Annotated in this window: 18 protein-coding genes and 1 riboswitch; of the genes, 14 read left to right on the forward strand and 4 right to left on the reverse strand. The window is 38.7% G+C overall.

What is annotated here, in order from left to right:
• Positions 1-112: 112 nt before the first annotated feature.
• Entirely contained in the window at positions 113-1,279 is a 1,167-nt protein-coding gene (metB, locus tag BT797_RS03335; protein WP_045109350.1) for a cystathionine gamma-synthase, read from the forward strand.
• A gap of 100 nt (positions 1,280-1,379) precedes the next feature.
• Entirely contained in the window at positions 1,380-1,718 is a 339-nt protein-coding gene (gene yqfB, locus BT797_RS03340) for a N(4)-acetylcytidine aminohydrolase (protein WP_045109351.1), read from the forward strand.
• Here yqfB and BT797_RS24680 read toward each other — a convergent pair.
• Complete coding sequence (locus BT797_RS24680) at positions 1,701-1,799, reverse strand: zinc-binding dehydrogenase (RefSeq protein ID WP_075471091.1); 99 nt, start codon at positions 1,797-1,799, stop codon at positions 1,701-1,703. The genes yqfB and BT797_RS24680 overlap by 18 nt on opposite strands.
• A 306-nt stretch (positions 1,800-2,105) precedes the next feature.
• Positions 2,106-2,245, forward strand: a riboswitch (cobalamin riboswitch).
• Positions 2,246-2,406: 161 nt separating this feature from the next.
• On the opposite strand from BT797_RS24680, the gene BT797_RS03350 reads away from it, so the two are divergent.
• Positions 2,407-3,087: an energy-coupling factor ABC transporter permease gene (locus BT797_RS03350; RefSeq protein WP_045109352.1), complete on the forward strand. Its 681-nt coding sequence runs from the start codon at positions 2,407-2,409 to the stop codon at positions 3,085-3,087.
• Between the two features lie 73 nt (positions 3,088-3,160).
• Here the strand turns inward: BT797_RS03350 and BT797_RS03355 are convergent, their stop codons facing one another.
• Positions 3,161-3,982: a lectin OAA family protein gene (locus tag BT797_RS03355; RefSeq protein ID WP_045109353.1), complete on the reverse strand. Its 822-nt coding sequence runs from the start codon at positions 3,980-3,982 to the stop codon at positions 3,161-3,163.
• A 372-nt stretch (positions 3,983-4,354) separates the two neighbouring features.
• Here BT797_RS03355 and BT797_RS03360 point away from each other — a divergent pair, with 372 nt between their 5' ends.
• Together BT797_RS03360 and BT797_RS03365 are read left to right on the forward strand one after the other, a co-directional pair.
• Positions 4,355-5,050, forward strand: a complete 696-nt coding sequence (locus BT797_RS03360; protein WP_045109354.1) for a pseudouridine synthase — start codon at positions 4,355-4,357, stop codon at positions 5,048-5,050.
• 111 nt (positions 5,051-5,161) lie between these two features.
• Positions 5,162-6,190 (forward strand): ChaN family lipoprotein, encoded by a 1,029-nt coding sequence (locus BT797_RS03365; RefSeq protein WP_075471064.1) that lies wholly within the window; start codon positions 5,162-5,164, stop codon positions 6,188-6,190.
• 17 nt (positions 6,191-6,207) lie between these two features.
• Here BT797_RS03365 and BT797_RS03370 read toward each other — a convergent pair whose 3' ends face one another.
• On the reverse strand, positions 6,208-7,149 hold the full coding sequence (locus BT797_RS03370; protein WP_075471065.1) for a hypothetical protein: 942 nt from the start codon (positions 7,147-7,149) through the stop codon (positions 6,208-6,210).
• A 132-nt stretch (positions 7,150-7,281) separates the two neighbouring features.
• Between BT797_RS03370 and BT797_RS03375 the strand changes: the two genes are divergently transcribed.
• Positions 7,282-7,746, forward strand: coding sequence for an Lrp/AsnC family transcriptional regulator (locus tag BT797_RS03375; RefSeq protein WP_075471066.1), 465 nt, complete (start codon positions 7,282-7,284; stop codon positions 7,744-7,746).
• A gap of 13 nt (positions 7,747-7,759) precedes the next feature.
• Here the strand turns inward: BT797_RS03375 and BT797_RS03380 are convergent, their stop codons facing one another.
• Positions 7,760-8,407 carry an alpha/beta family hydrolase gene (locus tag BT797_RS03380; RefSeq protein ID WP_075471067.1) on the reverse strand — a complete coding sequence of 216 codons (648 nt, stop codon included), beginning with the start codon at positions 8,405-8,407 and terminating at the stop codon, positions 7,760-7,762.
• Positions 8,408-8,593: 186 nt separating this feature from the next.
• On the opposite strand from BT797_RS03380, the gene BT797_RS03385 reads away from it, so the two are divergent.
• From BT797_RS03385 to BT797_RS03420, 8 genes are all read left to right on the forward strand, one after another.
• On the forward strand, positions 8,594-8,971 hold the full coding sequence (locus BT797_RS03385; RefSeq protein ID WP_075471068.1) for a DUF2237 family protein: 378 nt from the start codon (positions 8,594-8,596) through the stop codon (positions 8,969-8,971).
• 267 nt (positions 8,972-9,238) lie between these two features.
• Positions 9,239-10,207, forward strand: a complete 969-nt coding sequence (locus BT797_RS03390; protein WP_075471069.1) for a VirK/YbjX family protein — start codon at positions 9,239-9,241, stop codon at positions 10,205-10,207.
• Between the two features lie 95 nt (positions 10,208-10,302).
• Positions 10,303-10,626, forward strand: coding sequence for an ArsR/SmtB family transcription factor (locus tag BT797_RS03395; RefSeq protein ID WP_045109360.1), 324 nt, complete (start codon positions 10,303-10,305; stop codon positions 10,624-10,626).
• Positions 10,627-10,995: 369 nt separating this feature from the next.
• Positions 10,996-13,011 carry a prolyl oligopeptidase family serine peptidase gene (locus BT797_RS03400; protein ID WP_075471070.1) on the forward strand — a complete coding sequence of 672 codons (2,016 nt, stop codon included), beginning with the start codon at positions 10,996-10,998 and terminating at the stop codon, positions 13,009-13,011.
• Complete coding sequence (locus tag BT797_RS03405) at positions 13,012-15,147, forward strand: TonB-dependent hemoglobin/transferrin/lactoferrin family receptor (RefSeq protein WP_075471071.1); 2,136 nt, start codon at positions 13,012-13,014, stop codon at positions 15,145-15,147.
• Between the two features lie 9 nt (positions 15,148-15,156).
• Positions 15,157-17,457 (forward strand): proprotein convertase P-domain-containing protein, encoded by a 2,301-nt coding sequence (locus tag BT797_RS03410; RefSeq protein ID WP_075471072.1) that lies wholly within the window; start codon positions 15,157-15,159, stop codon positions 17,455-17,457.
• Between the two features lie 5 nt (positions 17,458-17,462).
• A complete protein-coding gene (locus BT797_RS03415; RefSeq protein ID WP_075471073.1) occupies positions 17,463-18,959 on the forward strand; it encodes an Lcl domain-containing protein in 1,497 nt (498 codons plus the stop codon).
• 2 nt (positions 18,960-18,961) lie between these two features.
• The gene (locus BT797_RS03420) at positions 18,962-19,543 is read left to right on the forward strand and encodes an Lcl C-terminal domain-containing protein (RefSeq protein WP_045109363.1); all 582 of its coding nucleotides are present in this window, start codon (positions 18,962-18,964) and stop codon (positions 19,541-19,543) included.
• Positions 19,544-19,624 lie beyond the last annotated feature (81 nt).

The following is a 19,624-nucleotide window of genomic DNA, read 5'->3' on the forward strand; positions in this document are numbered from 1 at the left end:
CAAAATATGTAGAAGGCTTAGTGTTATGGCTGTCTAGAGGTTTAGCTGTCTAGCCATCTTCGTGGTTGTTGGGTATAATTATGACCACTGTTGTCGAATACGAGGGAAAAGTATGTCAAATGCCAAGATAAAAAATATCACTACAGCGGCAGTGAGAGCAGGAATAAATACCGATGAGCATCATGGTGCTGTCGTTGCTCCCATTCATTTATCAAGCACTTATTCATTAAAAGGTTTTAATGATAAACGTTCGTTTGACTACTCTCGTACGGGAAACCCAACGAGAGCAACGTTTGCACAAGCCGTTGCTGATTTAGAGCAAGGTAGCGTAGGCATTGTTACCAGTACCGGTATGTCAGCTGTGCATCTTCTATGTCAATTGTTGTCCACTGACGATCTAGTGGTTATTCCTCATGATTGTTATGGCGGTAGTTTCCGTTTATTTACCCATTTAGCTAAACGTGGTCAATTCAAATTAATTGTTGTTAATCAAAATGACCACGTCGCATTGGCTAAAGCGTTAGCTGAAAAACCTAAATTAGTGCTACTTGAAAGCCCAAGTAACCCATTGCTACGCTTAGTTGATATTGAGGTGGTTACTAAAGCGTGTCACGAGGTTGGTGCCTTAGTTGCGGTAGATAACACTTTCCTTTCCCCTGCATTGCAACAACCGTTAGGGCTCGGTGCTGATATTGTTTTTCATTCTACGACTAAATACATTAATGGCCACAGTGATGTGGTTGGTGGTGTTTTAGTGACTAAAGAGCAAGCCCTTGGTGAAAAGCTAGCTTGGTGGGCAAACTGCATTGGTATTACAGGTAGTGCTTTTGATAGCTTTTTAGCGTTACGGGGCCTAAAAACGTTACCTATTCGGATGAAGCAACACCAAGAAAATGCTTTGAAAGTGGCGAAATTTTTAAAATCTAACCATGCTATTGATACCGTGTATTTTCCTGGTTTTGAAGATCATCCTGGCCATGATATCGCTAAAAAGCAGCAGGCGGGTTTTGGCGCAATGTTAAGTTTTGATGTTAAAGGTGGCGAAGCGGAAGTGAAAAAATTATTTGCTAATCTAGAGTTGTTTACGTTAGCGCAGTCATTAGGTGGCGTAGAAAGTCTTATCTCTCATCCTGCAACCATGACTCATGCTGGCATGGAAGAAAGTGATCGCCTCGCAGCTGGTATTACAAATTCGCTAGTAAGAATTTCTGTTGGTATTGAAGATATAAATGATATTTTAGCTGACTTAGAAAATGGTTTAGCTAAGAGTCAACAATAGTAGATAATAGGGTGATAGCAATCACACTATTCTAATGGGGTCGTGCTGGATAGGAAATAGGATATAATGCCTATCCTTTATCTTTATAATAGAAGCCCGTATGACACAACCAACCACCATGACCTTCTTTGAACGCTTTGAAACCGACATTCTTAGCGGTAAAAAAACCATTACCATTCGTGATGCATCTGAAAGTAACTATGTCCCGGGTTCGATAGTGACGGTTTCTACGTTAGAAAGTGGACGTGAATTTTGTCAGCTATCGATTCTCTCCGTAGAACCTATTTTATTTTCTGAGTTATCTGATTTCCATGCTGAGCAAGAAAACATGACATTAGCAGTGCTTAAAGGTGTGATCCAAGATATTTATCCCGGTATTAAGCAGCTATATGTTGTGTCTTATGCACTTGTTGGTGAGGCCTTAATCGATAATTTGTAACACGATCTTACCGCGCACGCGTTGTGATTCACTGAGTGCATGTGCTTGCTTAACATCTTCGAGTGGAAATATCTTATCTATGTCTTGGCACTTACGTAATGATCGTGATCCAGCGTTGCTATGGTTAAGATCACTGGTATTACAAGTATTGCAGACGCACTTACATCCTCGATTAGAATCTGTGTTGTAAGGATCTTTAACTGAATTAATTTTTTATGCTTATTATAATGAGCTTTATATTTTCATTTTTTGTTTTATTTATTCTAAACAGTAACTTTAAGTTAAATTATAGCTCTGAATTTTATCGTTATAGTGAATTGTTATTCTGATTTGACTGTGTTGTATGTTCTCGCCTTTAAATTGACGGCAATGAAAAAAATGTGTAGCTTCCTCGCTTGTTCTTCTGGTGCTGAGTTTTGTTTAAATTTAGCAGGGAAGTTGGTGCAAATCCAACGCTGCCCCCGCAACGGTAATTGAATGTTTTATTATTCATAAGTCCGGAGACCGACCTTAAGAATTTAAGAATAACATGAACAAGCGGAGGGCTTGGGCAAGCGGTTATTAACTACATATTCTAGTTATATTTTTCATATTCTAGTTATATTTGACCTCTGTCGTAGTTCTTTCGTATTTCATACCCAAGCATTTTTAAGTAACTTGGGGCTATTTTAAATTACGAGGAAAAGTTATGCATATTGAACCTGGAATGGTTGACGCAAGTAAAATTGGGCTGTCTTATATTTCGGCTGGTGCTGCGATTGGATTAAGTACTAAATTTACATGGGAACACATTAAAGACCAAGGGATGACGTCTTTATTATTTAAATCACTACTCGCTATTATTTGTGTATTTCTCTCTTTTGAAGTGCTGCCACACGAGGCTGTTGGAGTATCGGAAGTACATCTAATTATGGGGTCGACGCTGTTACTTGTTTTTGGACTTGCGCCTGCGGCGATTGGTTTAATCATGGGGTTATTAATTCAGGGGGTATTTTTCGCACCGTTTGACTTACCTCAGTTTGGCATGAATGTAACGACGTTAATTATGCCGTTAGTTGCGATGTCTTATCTGGCTAAAAAGATCATTGATCCTAAAACTGCGTATAAAGACCTGTCTTATTCACAAGCGTTTAAACTGTCTACTGCTTACCAAGGTGGTATCGTTGCTTGGGTTGGCTTTTGGGCGTTCTATGGACAAGGTTTTGGCGTTGAAAATATCGCATCGATCTCTTCTTTTGGATTAGCATACATGACAGTTATCATTGTAGAACCATTCGTTGATTTAGCTGTTTTAGCGATTGCCAAGCAGTTCCCTAAACTTAAAAACACACCATTTGTTTCAAACCGTGTGTTTAGCGCTGCAAGCTAAATGTAACAATCTTGTTGTGGTGAATATAACTTGCCCTCCTGCGCATGTGAGAGGGCAAGCTGACTCATTATTTTTACTCTGTCACAAGTACAGGGCTAAACTCTATTTCGGCTTTAAAACCAATTGCACCCTCTCCACTATAAGTCATTTCACCAACTAATTGTTTTCCTTCATTGTTTGATGTGAATTTTAACTGAATTACGAGCTGATTATTTCTGCCTCCGATGATCATGTCACCACCACGATGCCAAGGGGCTGAAGTGCCACCCCATTGATTGTATACTTCAAACGTATTGCCAATTATGTGTGTAGCTTTAAATCCAATAGCACCTTCACCTTCGTACACCATCCTGCCTTCGAATGTTTTTCCATTATCGGAAGAGCTGATATCCATAGAGACAACATTTTGATTATCACGGCTGCTTAATACCCAAGTGCCACCTTCGTGCCAAGGCGCTGAATTACCACCCCATTGGTTTTTAACCGTATAAGCGGAGGTTAAATTGCCTTTAAAGCCAATAGGACCTTCTCCGTTATAAACCATAGCACCAGCAAGATCTCCGGTATTGTTATTCGCGTCTACGTTAAGCTTGATGCATTTTTGGTTATCTCGGCCGCCAATGACCCAGACGCCATCTTCATGCCAATCACCTGAAGCGCCACCCCATCGTACTTGGGCACGATAAGCATTACCGTATTCAGCTGTGGCTCTAAAATCAATAGGACCTTCGTTCTTGTAATTGATTACACCGGTAAACGTTTCACCGTTATCATTAGATTCGATGTCGATGCTAACTACAACCTGATTGTCACGACCACCTAGAACCCATGTTGAACCTTGCTGCCAAGGTGCTGAAGTACCACCCCATTGGTTTTGTACTTGATATGCCGACATATTAAATTCCTTTTAATGATGAATTTACACGCTGATTTAAATATAAATTGAGTATTTTATTAACCGCATTATAGACCTCTTAAGAGGTGATTTAAGCGTATGCCTCAACTCGTATTTGCGCAATGAAGAGCAGAATAATAAAGTAAGGAGTATTCAATTATATCGAGTTGTACCAGAATCATTGTGGTGTAATGTTACTTCGTACGAATTGTGACTGTTTACACTAATTTGATTATTCATACTGTTAACAAATACATGCTTTACTTACTTGTTTTAGCGCCAAGATATTATCTATTGATACTTAAAATCGCGTTGATTATTACTGTTGAATAAGGATAATAACGCTCTTTATCTGATATAGAATCTCGTTTAATGCGTCTTGATAAATTTGTTTGTAAAAGTACTGAATTAAACCGAGCTGCAGCTACCGCTATGATAAGTGGTGGTTGTGTTGCGGTTAATAACGCAGTCGTTTGTGATGTGGCAACGCAGGTGCATGAAAACAATCATATCAGTTTAAATGGTAAGACACTGATAGCAAGAGCATCCCGTTATATCCTCATGCATAAACCAGCTGATACTATTTGCTCTAATATAGATGAAGTTTATCCGTCATTATTTAATTATATCGATGTCGCTAATGCATCAGAATTACATGTTGCAGGGCGCTTAGATGCTGATACGACGGGGCTAGTATTGGTTACTGATGATGGGCGTTGGTCATTTAATATCATCACCCCAGCAAAGCATTGTCAAAAGGTCTATCGTGTTGGCTTATCTCGTCCAATTAGCGATGATGTTACGGTTAAGTTTGCCCATGGCGTACTATTACAAGGTGAGCTGCAATTAACGCGTCCGGCAATCTTAAAGGTTGTATCACCGAAAGAAGTATTACTGACTATTACCGAAGGCAAATTTCATCAAGTAAAACGCATGTTTTCGGCGGTGGGTAATAGGGTGGTTAGTTTACACCGTGAAAAAATTGGCTCCATACAGTTGGATGTTGAAGTAGGGCTGTGGCGTTATTTAACGGATGATGAAGTGAATTCGTTTAGCAGTGAAGCATAAGATGATATAGAGGCTCGTATTTGTTGACGATTTAAAGAGCAATATAATATGTTACTTGTTATTGCAAATGAGATGCATTACCATTGGTGATCATTATTATTAGGGTGTTATATGCTTATTTTTCCTCAGTTATGCTCTCCATCAGCACGTGTATTTAAAAATTATAAACGCAGTTTTATGAGTGTAGTGCTTATTTCCGCACTTGCGGGTTGTGCAATTTCACCATCCTTGAAAAAGGTGGATGAGACCAATCTTTCATCTGGGGTGACGACTTATTTTGATTATGGCTTACAGTCTCCTTCTGGCCAGGATATTAACTTGAAACGCTTTGTTGCTGAAATTCAAGATGCTGATGTTGTGCTGGTGGGTGAATGGCATAATCATACTGGTATTCATCGTTTTCAAACTGAATTATTACAAAGCATGATTGCGGATAATGACAATGTAACTTTGTCGATGGAGCAATTTACTCGTGATAAACAAGCAATTGTTAATGCTTATTTAGCGGGGGAAATAGGGGAGAACACATTAATAAAACAAGGTAATGCATGGCCAAATTATACCAGTGATTATCGCCCGTTAGTGGAATTAGCAAAGACCAATAAAATTGATATTATCGCGGCAAATGCACCTAAAAATATTATTCGTTGTATCGCCAAAGAAGGCATCAATTATGTTGATAAATTACCTACGGATGAGCGTTTATGGCTAGCAGAAAGTATCAATATTCAAGATTCGCCGTACAAAACCCATTTTATGGCGTCGATGCACCATGGTGATGAAAGTCAAAATGAGAACAAGTTTGCCTCACAAGTGACGTGGGATGAAACCATGGCAGAGAGTATTGTTAACTATTTGGCGCGTAATCCGAATAAGCAAGTGATGCACATCGCGGGTAAATTCCATACCGAGAATGGTCTGGGAACAGCTGCGAGTATTCTTGCACGCGCACCTGAATTAAAAGTAGTTATTGTTACCCCAGTTGATGTTAATACTGAGTCTAACCTCACAGAGCAAGCGACAGGTGACTATCGCCTGCAGATTATTACGCCACCAAAACAATTCGTGAAAGAAGCGAACATGATGGCGTCATTCAAAGGCTTATCTAAGCGTAATAATAAGTTAACGTGTATTGAATAAATGCATTAGAAGTCTTTTTATCTGGTTTTAGTGAACGAGCAGGACGGTGATTCCTGCTCGATAAAACGTGCTAAAATAGCAATGACAATAAAACCAAACAGCAAGCGTCCCCATAAAATAGATATCAGATCGGCACCTAATAATAAGATCAAAATGGTATCTTCAATAATGCTGTGAGTTAATCCTAAAAAGCAGACTGCCAAAAATATATCACGCTTACTGATCTTGCCTGTACGCGCTTCATCAATTAATAATCCGGCACCAAAACTCAAGCCTAATACTAAGCCAATCACACAGACATTAGTGGTCTCTTTACCTATCGTTAGTACTTTCAAAAAGGGTGATAACAAGGTCTGAATTAGTTTTTCAATACCACACCATTTTAATAAGCGTAGTAATATCATCAGTGCAGCAATAATAAAAAAAATAGAGGCGAGCATGGTTAATTGGGCAATCGCCCAATCTGGTATACTGGAGGATGCAGGGGTGGGTTGCCAAACGATGACCGCAGGTTGTTGCTGCCAGTTACCTAATAGATAAACTTGATTGGTGAGCATACCTAGTATAAAGCCACCGCCAATACGGAGTGGTAGGGTTACGCGCCAAGATATTCCCGATAATTTAGCGACCGCACCTTCAATAGGTAATGCATGTGCCAGTAGCATCATAATACCAAGGACTGATACTTGGGCGACGGTGAGTGAACTGTCGCCAGCGAAATCAAAAAACACCGCCATGCCTGTATAAATATTGGTGAGCATTGCGGTTGCCCATACTAAGCCCATTTCTTCTGGCAAGCCAACCAAACTCATCAACGGCGCGAGTAGTTTACCTAACCATTGAGTACCACCAATCAAATCGAGTACCTTGACGATAATAAGCGCAGGAATCATGACTTTGAGCAATGTTAGATACACACGCCAGACATCGAGCAATAATGATTTTAAGGTTGTTAGCATGTGACCGTTTCCATGGTTGCGAAATGAATAAGTGTTTTATGCAGTGTATTATATTCAAGCCGCTAGAAATAATTTTAATAATCAGGTACAAATATTGGTATATATTTCTTATTTACTGGAATTTAGTTAATTATGTTTCTCGATCGTATTGATAAAGCCATTTTACGGCAGTTACAGCAAGATGCTTCCGTGAGTAATTTACAATTAGCGTCTCTGATTGGTCTATCACCACCGGCTTGTTTTAAACGAGTGAAGAAATTAAAAAGCGAAGGCATTATTGCCAGCCAAGTTGTATTACTAGACCAAGATAAACTCGGTGTATGTTTGCATATGATTGTGAATGTGGAGATGGAGCGAGATAGATTAGACCTGAATGATGGTTTTATTAAAAATATCCGTACCGCTCCCGAAGTCAGAGAGTGTTATCAAGTTACTGGCGAAATTGATTTTGTATTATTGGTGGCGGTCGAAAATATGCAGCAATATGAGAACTTTTGCCAACGTCACTTGTACAGCGAGCCGAATATGAAGAATTTTAAAACGCAAATATCAATGAACAGGGTCAAATATGATACCTGCGCTGTAATTCCTGATTAACAACTTAAGAATATTAAGGCATTTGCGCTAATACTTTTTTAATAAACCTTGCCATACCATCAATGGTTTTCTGCAGGTGTGCTTGATGAGTAAAACCACTTTTAATTCTTGGTTTTAAGTCATGATCGCCATCTTCTAACCATAACCACTCAATATTATTTGGTAAGCCATAACTCGCCACTTCTTCTTTTGTGCCTAGCTTGTCTCGCTCACCTTGGGTTATAAACACTGGTTGCTGGATTAATGGAAAATGCTCGGTACGTAGTGACTCAGGTTTATTCGCTGGGTGAAAAGGAAAACCTAAACAAGCGATGCCTTTGACTTTCGAATTTACGGTAAATGCATCTGTCGTCGGATCGGATGCGACTAAACTTGCCATGCGCCCACCCATAGATTTACCACCGATAACCATAGGTTGGTCAATGCTGGCTATAAGCTGTTGGTACTGGGCTATTAATTTAGGTGCGCGCTCTGGTGGTCGGCGAGTACCGTTATCAACGCGTTGTTGCATATAAGGAAAGTTGAAACGAGCAACGCGAATACCGTGTAAGGCTAATCCTTTGGTTATTGCTTCCATAAAGTCAGAAGTGGCAGGCGCGCCAGCACCGTGAGCGAATACAAATAATGGGCCATCAACAGGGCCGTTATAAATGAGTTCCATGATCTTCCTATGCAGTGAATGATATCTATACGTGATAACGCATTAAAAGCCCATTATACGCGATTGCTTATAGAAGCGTTATTAGATCATCGGATTAGCGCAATAGACGGCTAAAATAATAAGTGCTAGTGTTATTATTTTAGGCTTTAACTTTAAACCTAACTCTAATCATAAAAGGCGTTCGGAATGGAAATGTATGATTCAGTCAATGTATTTGGTGAACAATTAGAATTGTGTGGTGAAAAGCCTGTCACTGGTTTTTATCGTGATGGTGCCTGCAATACCTGCAGTCAAGATGTTGGTTCACATACGGTATGCATTGAAGCTTCGGCCGAATTTTTAGAATATTCTCGTTTTAAAGGTAATGATTTATCAACACCTGTACCAGGTTCGGATTTTAAAGGATTACGGGCTGGCGACCGTTGGTGTTTGTGTGCCGAGCGTTGGTTACAGGCGTTAGAAGATAATATGGCGCCGAGAGTTTATTTGAAAAGAACCCATATACGCGCATTAGACATAGTGCCAATGGTATTACTTAAACCCTATGCAATGGATTTGAGTTAACCAGTTCAGGATATTACCTTAGTATTTTCACTGCAAATGCCTTTGAGACTGTAAGCGTATTGACATACGCTTACAGTATTTTCATTTACTATTAGGTATTCTGGGTATATATATGACCACTAATTCAGAATAGTAAAGTCATTTCTTCCTCTGCGTCGTGTGCCTAATTTATATTGTAATTAAATTTTATCGCGAAACTAAAAACCGTAGTTGGTGTGATGGGGCTGAAATATTTTATGAGTAGTGTCCATAATTAAGGTATCAAGAATGCATAGCAAAAGTATCCGAGAGTTAAGTTGGCTAGCCTACCCAGATTTGAGCGAAAATCAGTTGTCTAATGTGAAAAAGAAACCGAAAAGCTATCGTTCTAAATTTGTATTGCGGGCAAGGATTTATTATCCGTATTTCCGTCAGTTTCAACAGGGTATTGATAGCCATTATCTCGAGTTATTATTAAAGCAAGATGTACGTTTTTTGGGGAAAATATTTCGTCCTTATCTTCATCTTGGTAATGGTATTTCGACTCGCACTAAATTAGTTATTGGGCATTATCGTTTTATTAGCCAATGTTTACCTGTAAATACTGGACTTGCTATTTACGATACAGAGAAGGGAATTGAAGTATCCAAATTTATTGTTGGGGATGAAGAATATCGTGTGACGCTTAGCTATTATGCACCAAATCATAAAGAAGGTGATTTGTGCATGAAGTTATGGGAGCCGAATGGTAATCTTTTTTATTCTATCACTTTTAGCGTTTATGATGATCCTACTGTTGGTCGAACTATTACGGTTGGTGGTATTCAAGGTCCGAAAAGTACGCCTGAAATTAACGATAAAATCAAATATTTTACTAAGCAGCATTTTGGTCAGAGACCTAAAGATCTAATGGTTAAAATACTGACTATTATAGCTAATGTTTGGGATGTAAAGTTGCTTCAACTTGTGACTAACGAAGCGCATATGTACAGTTCAAAACGTTATAATAGTAATAATGATAAAATTAAAACAAATTATAACAAACATTGGGAGTCGTTAGGTGCGGTTCGATACAACAAAAATGTGTATCAACTCGACTTGCTTGAAGTGAGAAAATTACCGGAAGATATTAAACGTAGTAAACGTGCAATGTATCGTAAACGCTATGAATGGCTTGATGAATTAAAGCAAGAGATCAGTATAAAACTAGCTCTTAGAGCAACTGATAATACAAATATCAATAATTGCCCTAATTAACTTGTCTGTTGTTATACGGTATCTATTGGCGCTGTGAATATGTTTCTGCTAATATCGAAATATATGTTATTAGAAGGTTACGTGGAGATATAAACATGGATATTGATATTATTGCGAAAGCACTGAAAGAACTTGGGCACCCAACACGATTAGCTATTTTTAAAAGTATCATTCGCGCAGGTTATCAAGGTATTGCTGTCGGTGGATTACAAGCGCAACTATCAATCCCAGGATCGACATTATCACATCACATCTCTAGTTTAGCGTCAGCAGGATTACTTTCGCAGCGCCGTGAAGGACGCACTTTATACTGTGTGGCAGAATATGAAAAATTACAATCTGTGATTGGTTTTTTACAAGATGAATGTTGTATTGATGAAATTATTCCCGACTCTGTTGAGTCTGGGAATACTCCCTAATACTGGCCACATTTCGTCGTTATAGCTCGGTAATTATCTATTTCGCCACCTGTTCTTGGTGGCTTTATACTATTTATTTTTCCATTTTATTGGTTAGTTAAAGTCAGTATTTTTTCAATATACACCAGCCACATATAACATTGATAATGTAGCTATTATCAATTCAATATAACTAATATATCATTTTTAGCCGCATATTTTAGTGCATAAAACAGCCAATAACCACATCTCGTAATCCTTTTATATTTATTATTTCAATTTAAATGTGATACATATCACGCAATTTACCAACTCACGTAAATGATAATCGATCTCATTCTCATTCGTGTTTAATATCTTTCGTCTTTTCAGTGACGGATAAATAAAGGTATGAAATTTAATTCAATTAATGTGTTAATTATCATTCTTATGTTTGCTGGTATAAACATCCAGGCGAATGAATTTGATTGGTTGCGTGATGATTCTCGTGAGAACGATAAAGTTGTAAATTATTTACAGCAGCAAAACCAACAAACTGAAGCTTGGCTTAAGCCGACTGTCCCGCTTCAAAAAGAGCTATTAGCTGAATGGAGCAATAATCGTCCACAGCGTGGCGAACAACCCTGGTTATTAATCGGGAACGCCGAATATAACATTGAAAATCATAATGGTAGGCGCTCTCTGCTAACACGTGAGTTAACGGGTCAAAATATTAAGGTGCTCGTTGATATCAGCCTTCGACAAGAGAAGTCGGATTATTATGAGTTAGGAGCTTGGACTATAAGCTCAGATCTTCATTATGTTGCACTCGCCGAAGATTATGATGGATCAGAGCAATATACGATCACAGTCGTCGATTTATTCACTCAAAAAGAAGTTGTCATTGCAGAAGGCTATGCCGCTAATATTATTTGGGGTCAAGATAGTAAGTCACTTTACTTAATTGGATTAGAAAAAAACACACAAAGACCCAATACACTTCATCGATTTTATGTGGCTAACTCTAAACCAGCTGAGTTTCTATTAGAAGAAACGTCTAAGGATTGGTTGCTGTCTTTCTATTCGAGCGGAAATAAAGATTATGCATTGGTTCAATCAAATAATGAGTCGAGTAGTGAGCAAAGATTTTTGTCATTAAAGTCGGGTAACTTGAGCGTACCAATACGTCCACGTAAAACGGATGTTGAATACTATGCTGATGTGGATGAAGAGACGCTGTATTTAAATAGTAACCTCGATGGTGCATTTAAACTTTATCGCAGTTCATTAAGCGAACCTTCAAAGTGGTCTATTTTCTATCAACCAAAGTTAGGTGCTCAGATAAATAATTTCTATTTGTTTAGTGCCGGCCCTGTCGTCATTACGCAAGCGGATCAGATTAAAAAAATCAATGTGTTATCAAAAAGTGGACGTGTTCGCTTCAGTACTGAACTTGGCACTAAAGGTAGTGTTGAATGGTTAAGCCGTAGCGGGGATTACAACAGTAATCAATTACATATACGTACTATGTCTATGATTACCCCACCTAAATGGGACCGTTTAAATACTAGAACATTACAGCGTACATTGTTATCTCAAGATAATTATCCGACCTTTGACTCTGCTTTATATCATACAGAGCAAGTTTATATTCAATCAGGTACTGAAAAAATTCCTGTGACGCTTGCCTATCGCAAAGATAAGTTTAACTCAGAATCCGCCATATTCTTGTATGGCTACGGCGCTTACGGCATGACGATGAAGCCTTATTTTATGCCACAAATAACAAGCTTAATGGATCGTGGGATCGTTTATGCCATCGCTCATGTTCGTGGCGGCGGCTATAAAGGTGAAGAGTGGCATCATGCTGGTGCGGGCATCAATAAAGCTGTTTCTATATCAGACTTCACTCAAGTTGCAGAGTCCATGAAAGGGTATAAAAATGGTCTGCACCCAATCTTTGCTATCGGCGGTAGTGCGGGGGGGACCTTAGTTTCTGCGTCATTAAATAAACGCCCCGATCTATTTTCAGGTGCGGTATTACAAGTACCTTTTGTCGATGTCGTTGCAAGTATGTCTGACACCAGTTTACCCCTTACTGCACAACAATATGATGAATGGGGAAACCCTCATTTAACTAGTCAATTATCAATTATGCGTGCTTATGACCCGATCCGAAACTTAAAAATACAAGATTACCCGCCAGTATTAACAAGGGTTGGGTTACAAGATCGCCGGGTTCCTTATTGGGAAGGGGCTAAGTACATTGCCAAGTTATCACAAATGAGTCAAAGCTCAGGACCTTATTTACTCTATACCGATTTTAAAGCGGGACATGCCAGTGATAGAAGACAGTCACTTGCTAACCAGGCGAGAGAATATAGTTTTTTACTTACCTTAGACAAATTAACTAAAGCGGAACCATAAATGAAGTTTTCTATCCTCTCAACAGCTGTATTGAGTGTATTAATTAATAATGCTGCACTTGCTAACTCGGAGTCGACCCCGTATGGAGAAACAATTGTAACGGCGAATATCATTGAACAACCTCTTTCTAAAGTGGCTGGTTCTATTTCTGTATTAGGTGGCGATGAAATCGAAAAGAAGGGGGTAACAGAACTTTATGATGCACTAAATAATGAACCTGGTGTGAGTGTTTCTGGAGGTGCTGGGCGACCACAGAGTATTACGATCCGTGGTATGTCAGGAAATCGTATTGCAATCACTAAAGATGGTATTAAAACATCCGATGGTTATGGTGCTTTAGATCTCAATGATAAGGTCGGTATGAACTCTTTTGACTTATCTAATGTGAAATCTATTGAGGTGGTAAAAGGAGCCAGTTCGTCTATTCATGGTTCAGGTGCTATTGGTGGTGCTGTCATTATTACTACTAAAGATGCATCAGATTATCTTAAATATGACGATTTATATCTCGATGTCTCTGGTACTTACACTGGGATCAGTAATAAATATAAAGTTGCTAGTAATCTTGCCTTTCGTACAGGAGATACTGAAAGTTTAATTAATATGGCTTATTGGGTTGGCGAGGAAACACGTAATTTCAATCAAGACCTTTATAACCGTGATGTTGATGGTTATAGCATGGCCTATAGTGTTAATCACTTTGTGAATGAAAGCGTCATGTTCAATGCTAAGGTTGACTATTTTACCGATAACTTAAGTCGTTTAGAGGGGATTGCATCAACCCAAAAAGACGGAATTATGAAGATTGCATCCTTTAATGAACAGACAACGATGGATGGCTTTGGCGTTAATGTCGGAATGGTAATTACACCATATGATTCGTGGTTTGATGAGATGGACACGAAAATATATTGGCGAAAAACAGAAAATAACAGTAATACAAATCGTTTAATGAAGCGTAAACATAACGGTATCGAAGAACGTCGCCGTGAAATTAAAAAACAGCTATTTAATGATGAATTGATTGGTATCGGAAGTGATTTTGTTTCAACGCTGGATAGCGGCAGTCTTAATCATCAAGTTGCTTACGGCTTAAGCATGACTGTAAATAGCTATGAACGCCTAAAAAATAAAACCACGCTTGATTGGAATGGTCATAAAGTTGAAGCTGATAAACCTTTTGCGCCTGCAGCATCGTATAACGTTGGTGCTTATATCCGTGATGTTATTGAAATAGATGATTGGACTATCACGGGGGGGGCGCGCTTTGATATGCATCGATTAACACCTGATTCAGGGAGTGATATTGGTGGTTTCCCAGTTAAAGATATAGATAGTAGTGAATTCTCGCCGAGTTTATCACTTGCGTATCAATTTACTGATGAATTGACTACTTACTTGTCTTATAACCACGGTTATCGTGCTCCTAGCTACGATAAAGCTTATGGCTATGTATCACATGACTTCATTCCCCTTACCCCATTTGTCATTATTCCTAATATGGATCTTGAAGCAGAAACAAGTGATTCATTCGAACTAGGTAGTAAATATGATAACGGTAGAACGAAAATATATGGTGCGATCTTCTATCAAAAATTCCAAAATTTTATCGATGTAAAACAAATTGGTTATGACTCATCGACAGGTAACTACCTTAAACAATATCAAAATGTAGATGGTGTTGAAACCTATGGTATGGAGCTTAGCGTTGCACATCGTCTTGATGAAAATTGGTCGACTGGTTTTAAAGCGGGTTATGTCGATGGTAAGGATAAAGATGGTGATTATGTCCGCAGTATTACGCCGTGGGAAGGTAATGTTCAGTTAACTTATGAGTTAGAAAACTTAACTGTATATAGCGTATTTGACTGGGCTGACAGTATGAATCGAATCCCTTCTTGTGCCACTGATATTGGTTTAAAAACTGACTGTGCAACGACATCTGGTTGGGGCGTAGTGGATATGGGCGCGAGTTATTACTTTAGCTCAGGGTTAGAAATTAGTGCGAATGTGGTTAATTTATTCGATCGTAAATATATTCGCTACCAAGGTGTTGCTGGTATCAGCAGCAATGCGACTAAATATTCAACTGAACCAGGCCGTTATTTCACTCTTAATGCAAAATACATTTTTTAGGACATAAGTATGAAAAAATTATTATGTATTGGGCTTATGGTTTGTTCCGCATCAGTGATTGCTGGGGAGTGGGATTACCCGAATGTTCAAAGTACAGTCAGCAGTGCAGAGGAAGCGCTGACGTTTCTACAGCAAGCGTATCCAGAATTTGGAGACTACCAATTACGTTATCAAACCGAATCTAAGCTTGGGCATCACTACAACTTTAATGTTTTGATTAATGGTGAATATCAACCACAGAAAGCTATTGTCGTTAGTACCAATAAAGACTTCTTTGTTAGTCGAGTTTTTAAGAGTTTAGAAAATACGGTTGTTAGAAACGGTCAGCCAACCGTTGCTGCTGAATTAGAGGCGCCAAGGGAGCTTGAAGCAATAAGACCGCCTGTGCTATCTAAGGGGCAGGTTGAATCTGTTTCAGCCCGTTTATTTACTCCTGATTTAAGAACGATGGATCGCCAACCAGCACCTGATTCACCGTGGGCAGATATTACTGAGTATCCGAATGTACCTCAGTACCTTTTAAAAAATACTGAGGTACTTAAATCGGGAGGGAAATATTACCTCTCGAATTCACGGGTGACTCAAGTTGATGCAAAGGCGCTGGTTAGTGTCGATCCTGTTACAGGTAAGAAAACTGCTGATAACAGTATGTTTTTATCTGAAAATGAATTGATGTCTTTCTCTTCAGAAGAAGACCTTAGGCAATTATCTTACACCGATGATTCCTTTGCTCAACTAATGGCATTTTATCACCTTGATTTATCTCTTCGTTATATCGAGTCCTTAGGGTTTAATATTTTTAATCATCCTATTGATTTCGATGCGCGTGGGCTGTCAGCTAATAACTCTACATATTATTACGGCTCTAAAGCTGCGATATTTGGTATTGGAGGTGGTTCTGCAGATGCGTTGGATGCAGATATTGTACTGCATGAACTCGGACATGGTATTCATTATCAAATAGTCCCAGATTGGGCCTATGGGCATACCGGTGCTATAGGTGAAGGGTTTGGTGATTACTGGGCTGGAAGTTATAGCTATCGCACCCAATTTGAAGAAGCAACTTCTTCTGGTCAAGCCTTTGAAATTGACACTGTTTTTAATTGGGATGGTTATTTTGGTCATAAAAAAGGCACCCGAAGTCTGGCGAATCAAGATGCACGCTATTTTGAAAATGCTGAATATCGAGCGCATGAGTATGTTGCCGGCGAATTAGGGGATGAGCTTTGGTCAACGCCATTATTCCAATCTTTAAAAGATTCAGTGAGCTTATATCAAGCCGAAGCGTTCACTGAATTTGATGCCTTGGTATTAGAATCTATGTATGGTTTAGGCCGAGGTCTTAAAATGCACGATATGGCACAAAATATGGTGTATGTAGCTAAAGTCATGTATCCAGGGAAAGCTTATGCAGATATTTTACAGCGTAACTTCAACGAGCACGGATTACTAAAATCAGCATTTAATATAGAGACCTCATCAAAATACGTAGATCCTAATAAAGCACTCATAATGAAGCTATCACCGACAGGTCGTCAAGCTTCGATCCAAGGTGAGATGATTTTATCTGGGATGAAAAAACATGCATTCCAACATAATAAGTTTACAGCACTAGAAGTATCACTTCCTCTTCCACAAAGTCAAATATGCGGTAAATCGATGCAATTGGACACAAATTTAGCCTATAAATTTGAAGAAAATTTAGCAACTCAAGAATGGAATAATAGTCAAACTTTGGTATATGGCACGCCTAAGTTGAGCACAGATATTAAATATGTCGATAGCATTATTCCCGATGCAAAAGGTGGTAATGCTGGAGTTAAAACATTTAACTTCACACTCGCAGATCGTAATGCAAAGGTTGGTGAACAATTTGCCGTCTTCCTTGATATTGAACATGACAAGCTATCTGACCTTAAAGTCTCTCTTACTTCTCCACATGGCACTAAGGTGAATTTACTCGAGCATAAAAGATCAAGCACATCTGGGTTTACGGGTTACTTTACCACCGAACACGATGACGTCATGTCGGTATTTAAAAGTCAACTTAGCTGGGGAACTTGGCGTCTGGAAATCATCGATTATGCAACTGAAAACAGTGGGAGATTAAAATCATGGGCTATAGGACCTATAGATAGTTATTTGTGCGCAGAAGAAAATAACAATAACAATAACAATAACAATAACAATAACAATAACCAGAGCTCAGGTGGTAGTACATCGCTATCATTATTGGCTTTACTCTTGACGTTATTAGCTGGTCGCCTATCGACTGTGCGAAAAACGTTATTCACAACTTTGAGAAAATAATACTAATGAAACCTAAATTAACAATTCTTGCTATATCATTGGCACTTGCTGGATGTAACGGTTCTGGGGATGCAAATACAGATACAGATACATCAGCCCCTACATACTCAGTATCAGGTACTATTTCGGCGCAAAATATTGCATTGGATGGCAAAGTATGTTCAGACTTAAACCAAAACTTCACGTGTGATAGTAGTGAACCAGTAGTACAGGCAAATAAGAATGGTGAATTTACAATCACACATACCAGTAAGGATATTCTAAATAGACCTTTACTTGCATCTTTAGATTCAGAGCAAAAATTACTTTCAGCTTCAGCTTCAGAACCAAAATATTATCTCATTGCTCCTGGGCTGAAAAAAACTTCAGGTAATGTCATTAATGGCGTAAGTTCACTTGTTGCAGGGCTAATGGCTGATGGCATGACTGATGTAGGCGCGTTAGCGTACTTGGAGCAACAAATTTCTAAGCAAGGTGTGGATATCAAGGGTAGCTTGATTGATCACCTTGATGATTCATCACTGGCTGTTCTAGATCAAAATATCGTTTTACTGATGAAACAAGTCAATGATAAAAAACGAATGAATTTCGTGGCTCTTATGAGTTCACGTCTGCAATATGATGCAAGTAACCTACTATCTGATGTATTAACAGACCAGCAGTCTACAGCACTTATTCTTACGTTAGAAAAAGTAGCTGCAAATAAAATAGGGCTAAATGATACTGGTGCAACGCTCTATTACTCAGATACAGATGAGACTCAAAGTTCGACGTCACCACAGAAAGACTATCCTGGTCAAGATGCAGATTTTGGTTTTGATAAAGTGGATCGCGATAACAATTCTGGCAAAGGATTTAAATTCGTTAAGCTAGATGCTAAGGGTGTAGAGCTGAGTGATGACGCAGATGAATGGGTGTGTATTACAGATAAACGTAGTGGCCTTATTTGGGAGTCAAAAAAAGATTCTGATTCTTCGATTCAAGACAAAGATCGTTTGTTTGCAGTTGAGATCCCGGGTCAAGTCACTCCTTACGTGGAGGATTTAGCGGAAGCTACCTGTCAAACAAGCGGAGATAAAATCTGTTCGACACAAGATTATGCTGAGTATTTAAATAAAATACAATTATGTGGTAAAAGTGATTGGCGATTACCAATGGGGTATGAATTTTATAATTTAATCGACTTTGGTGAAACTAAGGTGAATGAAGATAACAGTATTTATGGACTTGCCGTTAAATATTTCCCAAATCAAAGCAAGGGGGGGAGTGATACTTCTGCCGGTAGTATTTGGACTCAGACTGTGAGTTACCCAAACACTGATGCTCAGAATATTAAAGGCGCAATCAGTATTAGAACAATAGGCACGCTTGGTAATAGTAGAGGTGAGGCTAGTTTCTTGGAGATTTATACTGATCGCGTAGATCCTGATAATCCTGATAATCCTTATATTTCTTATTCATACCTATTCCCTGCTCGTTTAGTTTCTACTGGAGGTAAATAACCATGAAACACTTTATTATTTCTCTACTTGTTCTTGCTTCTACCTCTGTTATCGCACAGGAATGCTCTATTAATATTTCTCGTTCAGCGCCTGATACACGCTTTGTCCTTAACAATGAAGGTTCTGTAAAAGACCAGCTAACAGGTTTAACTTGGATGCGCTGTCGACTTGGACAAACTTGGAATAGGGTTGATAAAACATGTGATGGCACACCACAGGGTTTTTACTGGCAAAGTGCGCTGACTACTGTTGAAACTATTAATGATCCTAATGGTAACCATGCACTGCATCAGTTTTCTGGTATAAAGCAGTGGCGTTTACCTAATATTAAAGAATTAGATTCATTAACAGAGGTTGCCTGCTATGGACCAGCAATGAATACAAAAACGTTTGCTAGTTCTTTCAAACAGGAAGTTGGGGATCTGTCTGCAGATCTATGGAGTAATACACCTGCAGGTAATACAGTAGATCCTAGTGACTCTGCTGATGGTAAAAAAATAATGACTTATTCAACTATGAATGGCGAAATTTACCCTCGATTACCAGGGAGGTATGAGTTTGGTGTTTTATTAGTTGGGGAGTAAGGAAAATAAGTAAATAAAGGAAATTAAATGATTTCCTTTTAAGAATAAAGAGCAAAAAGCGGTGTTTATCTCACCGTTTTT

This window comes from Moritella viscosa (genome assembly GCF_900120065.1).
Taxonomy (GTDB): domain Bacteria; phylum Pseudomonadota; class Gammaproteobacteria; order Enterobacterales; family Moritellaceae; genus Moritella; species Moritella viscosa.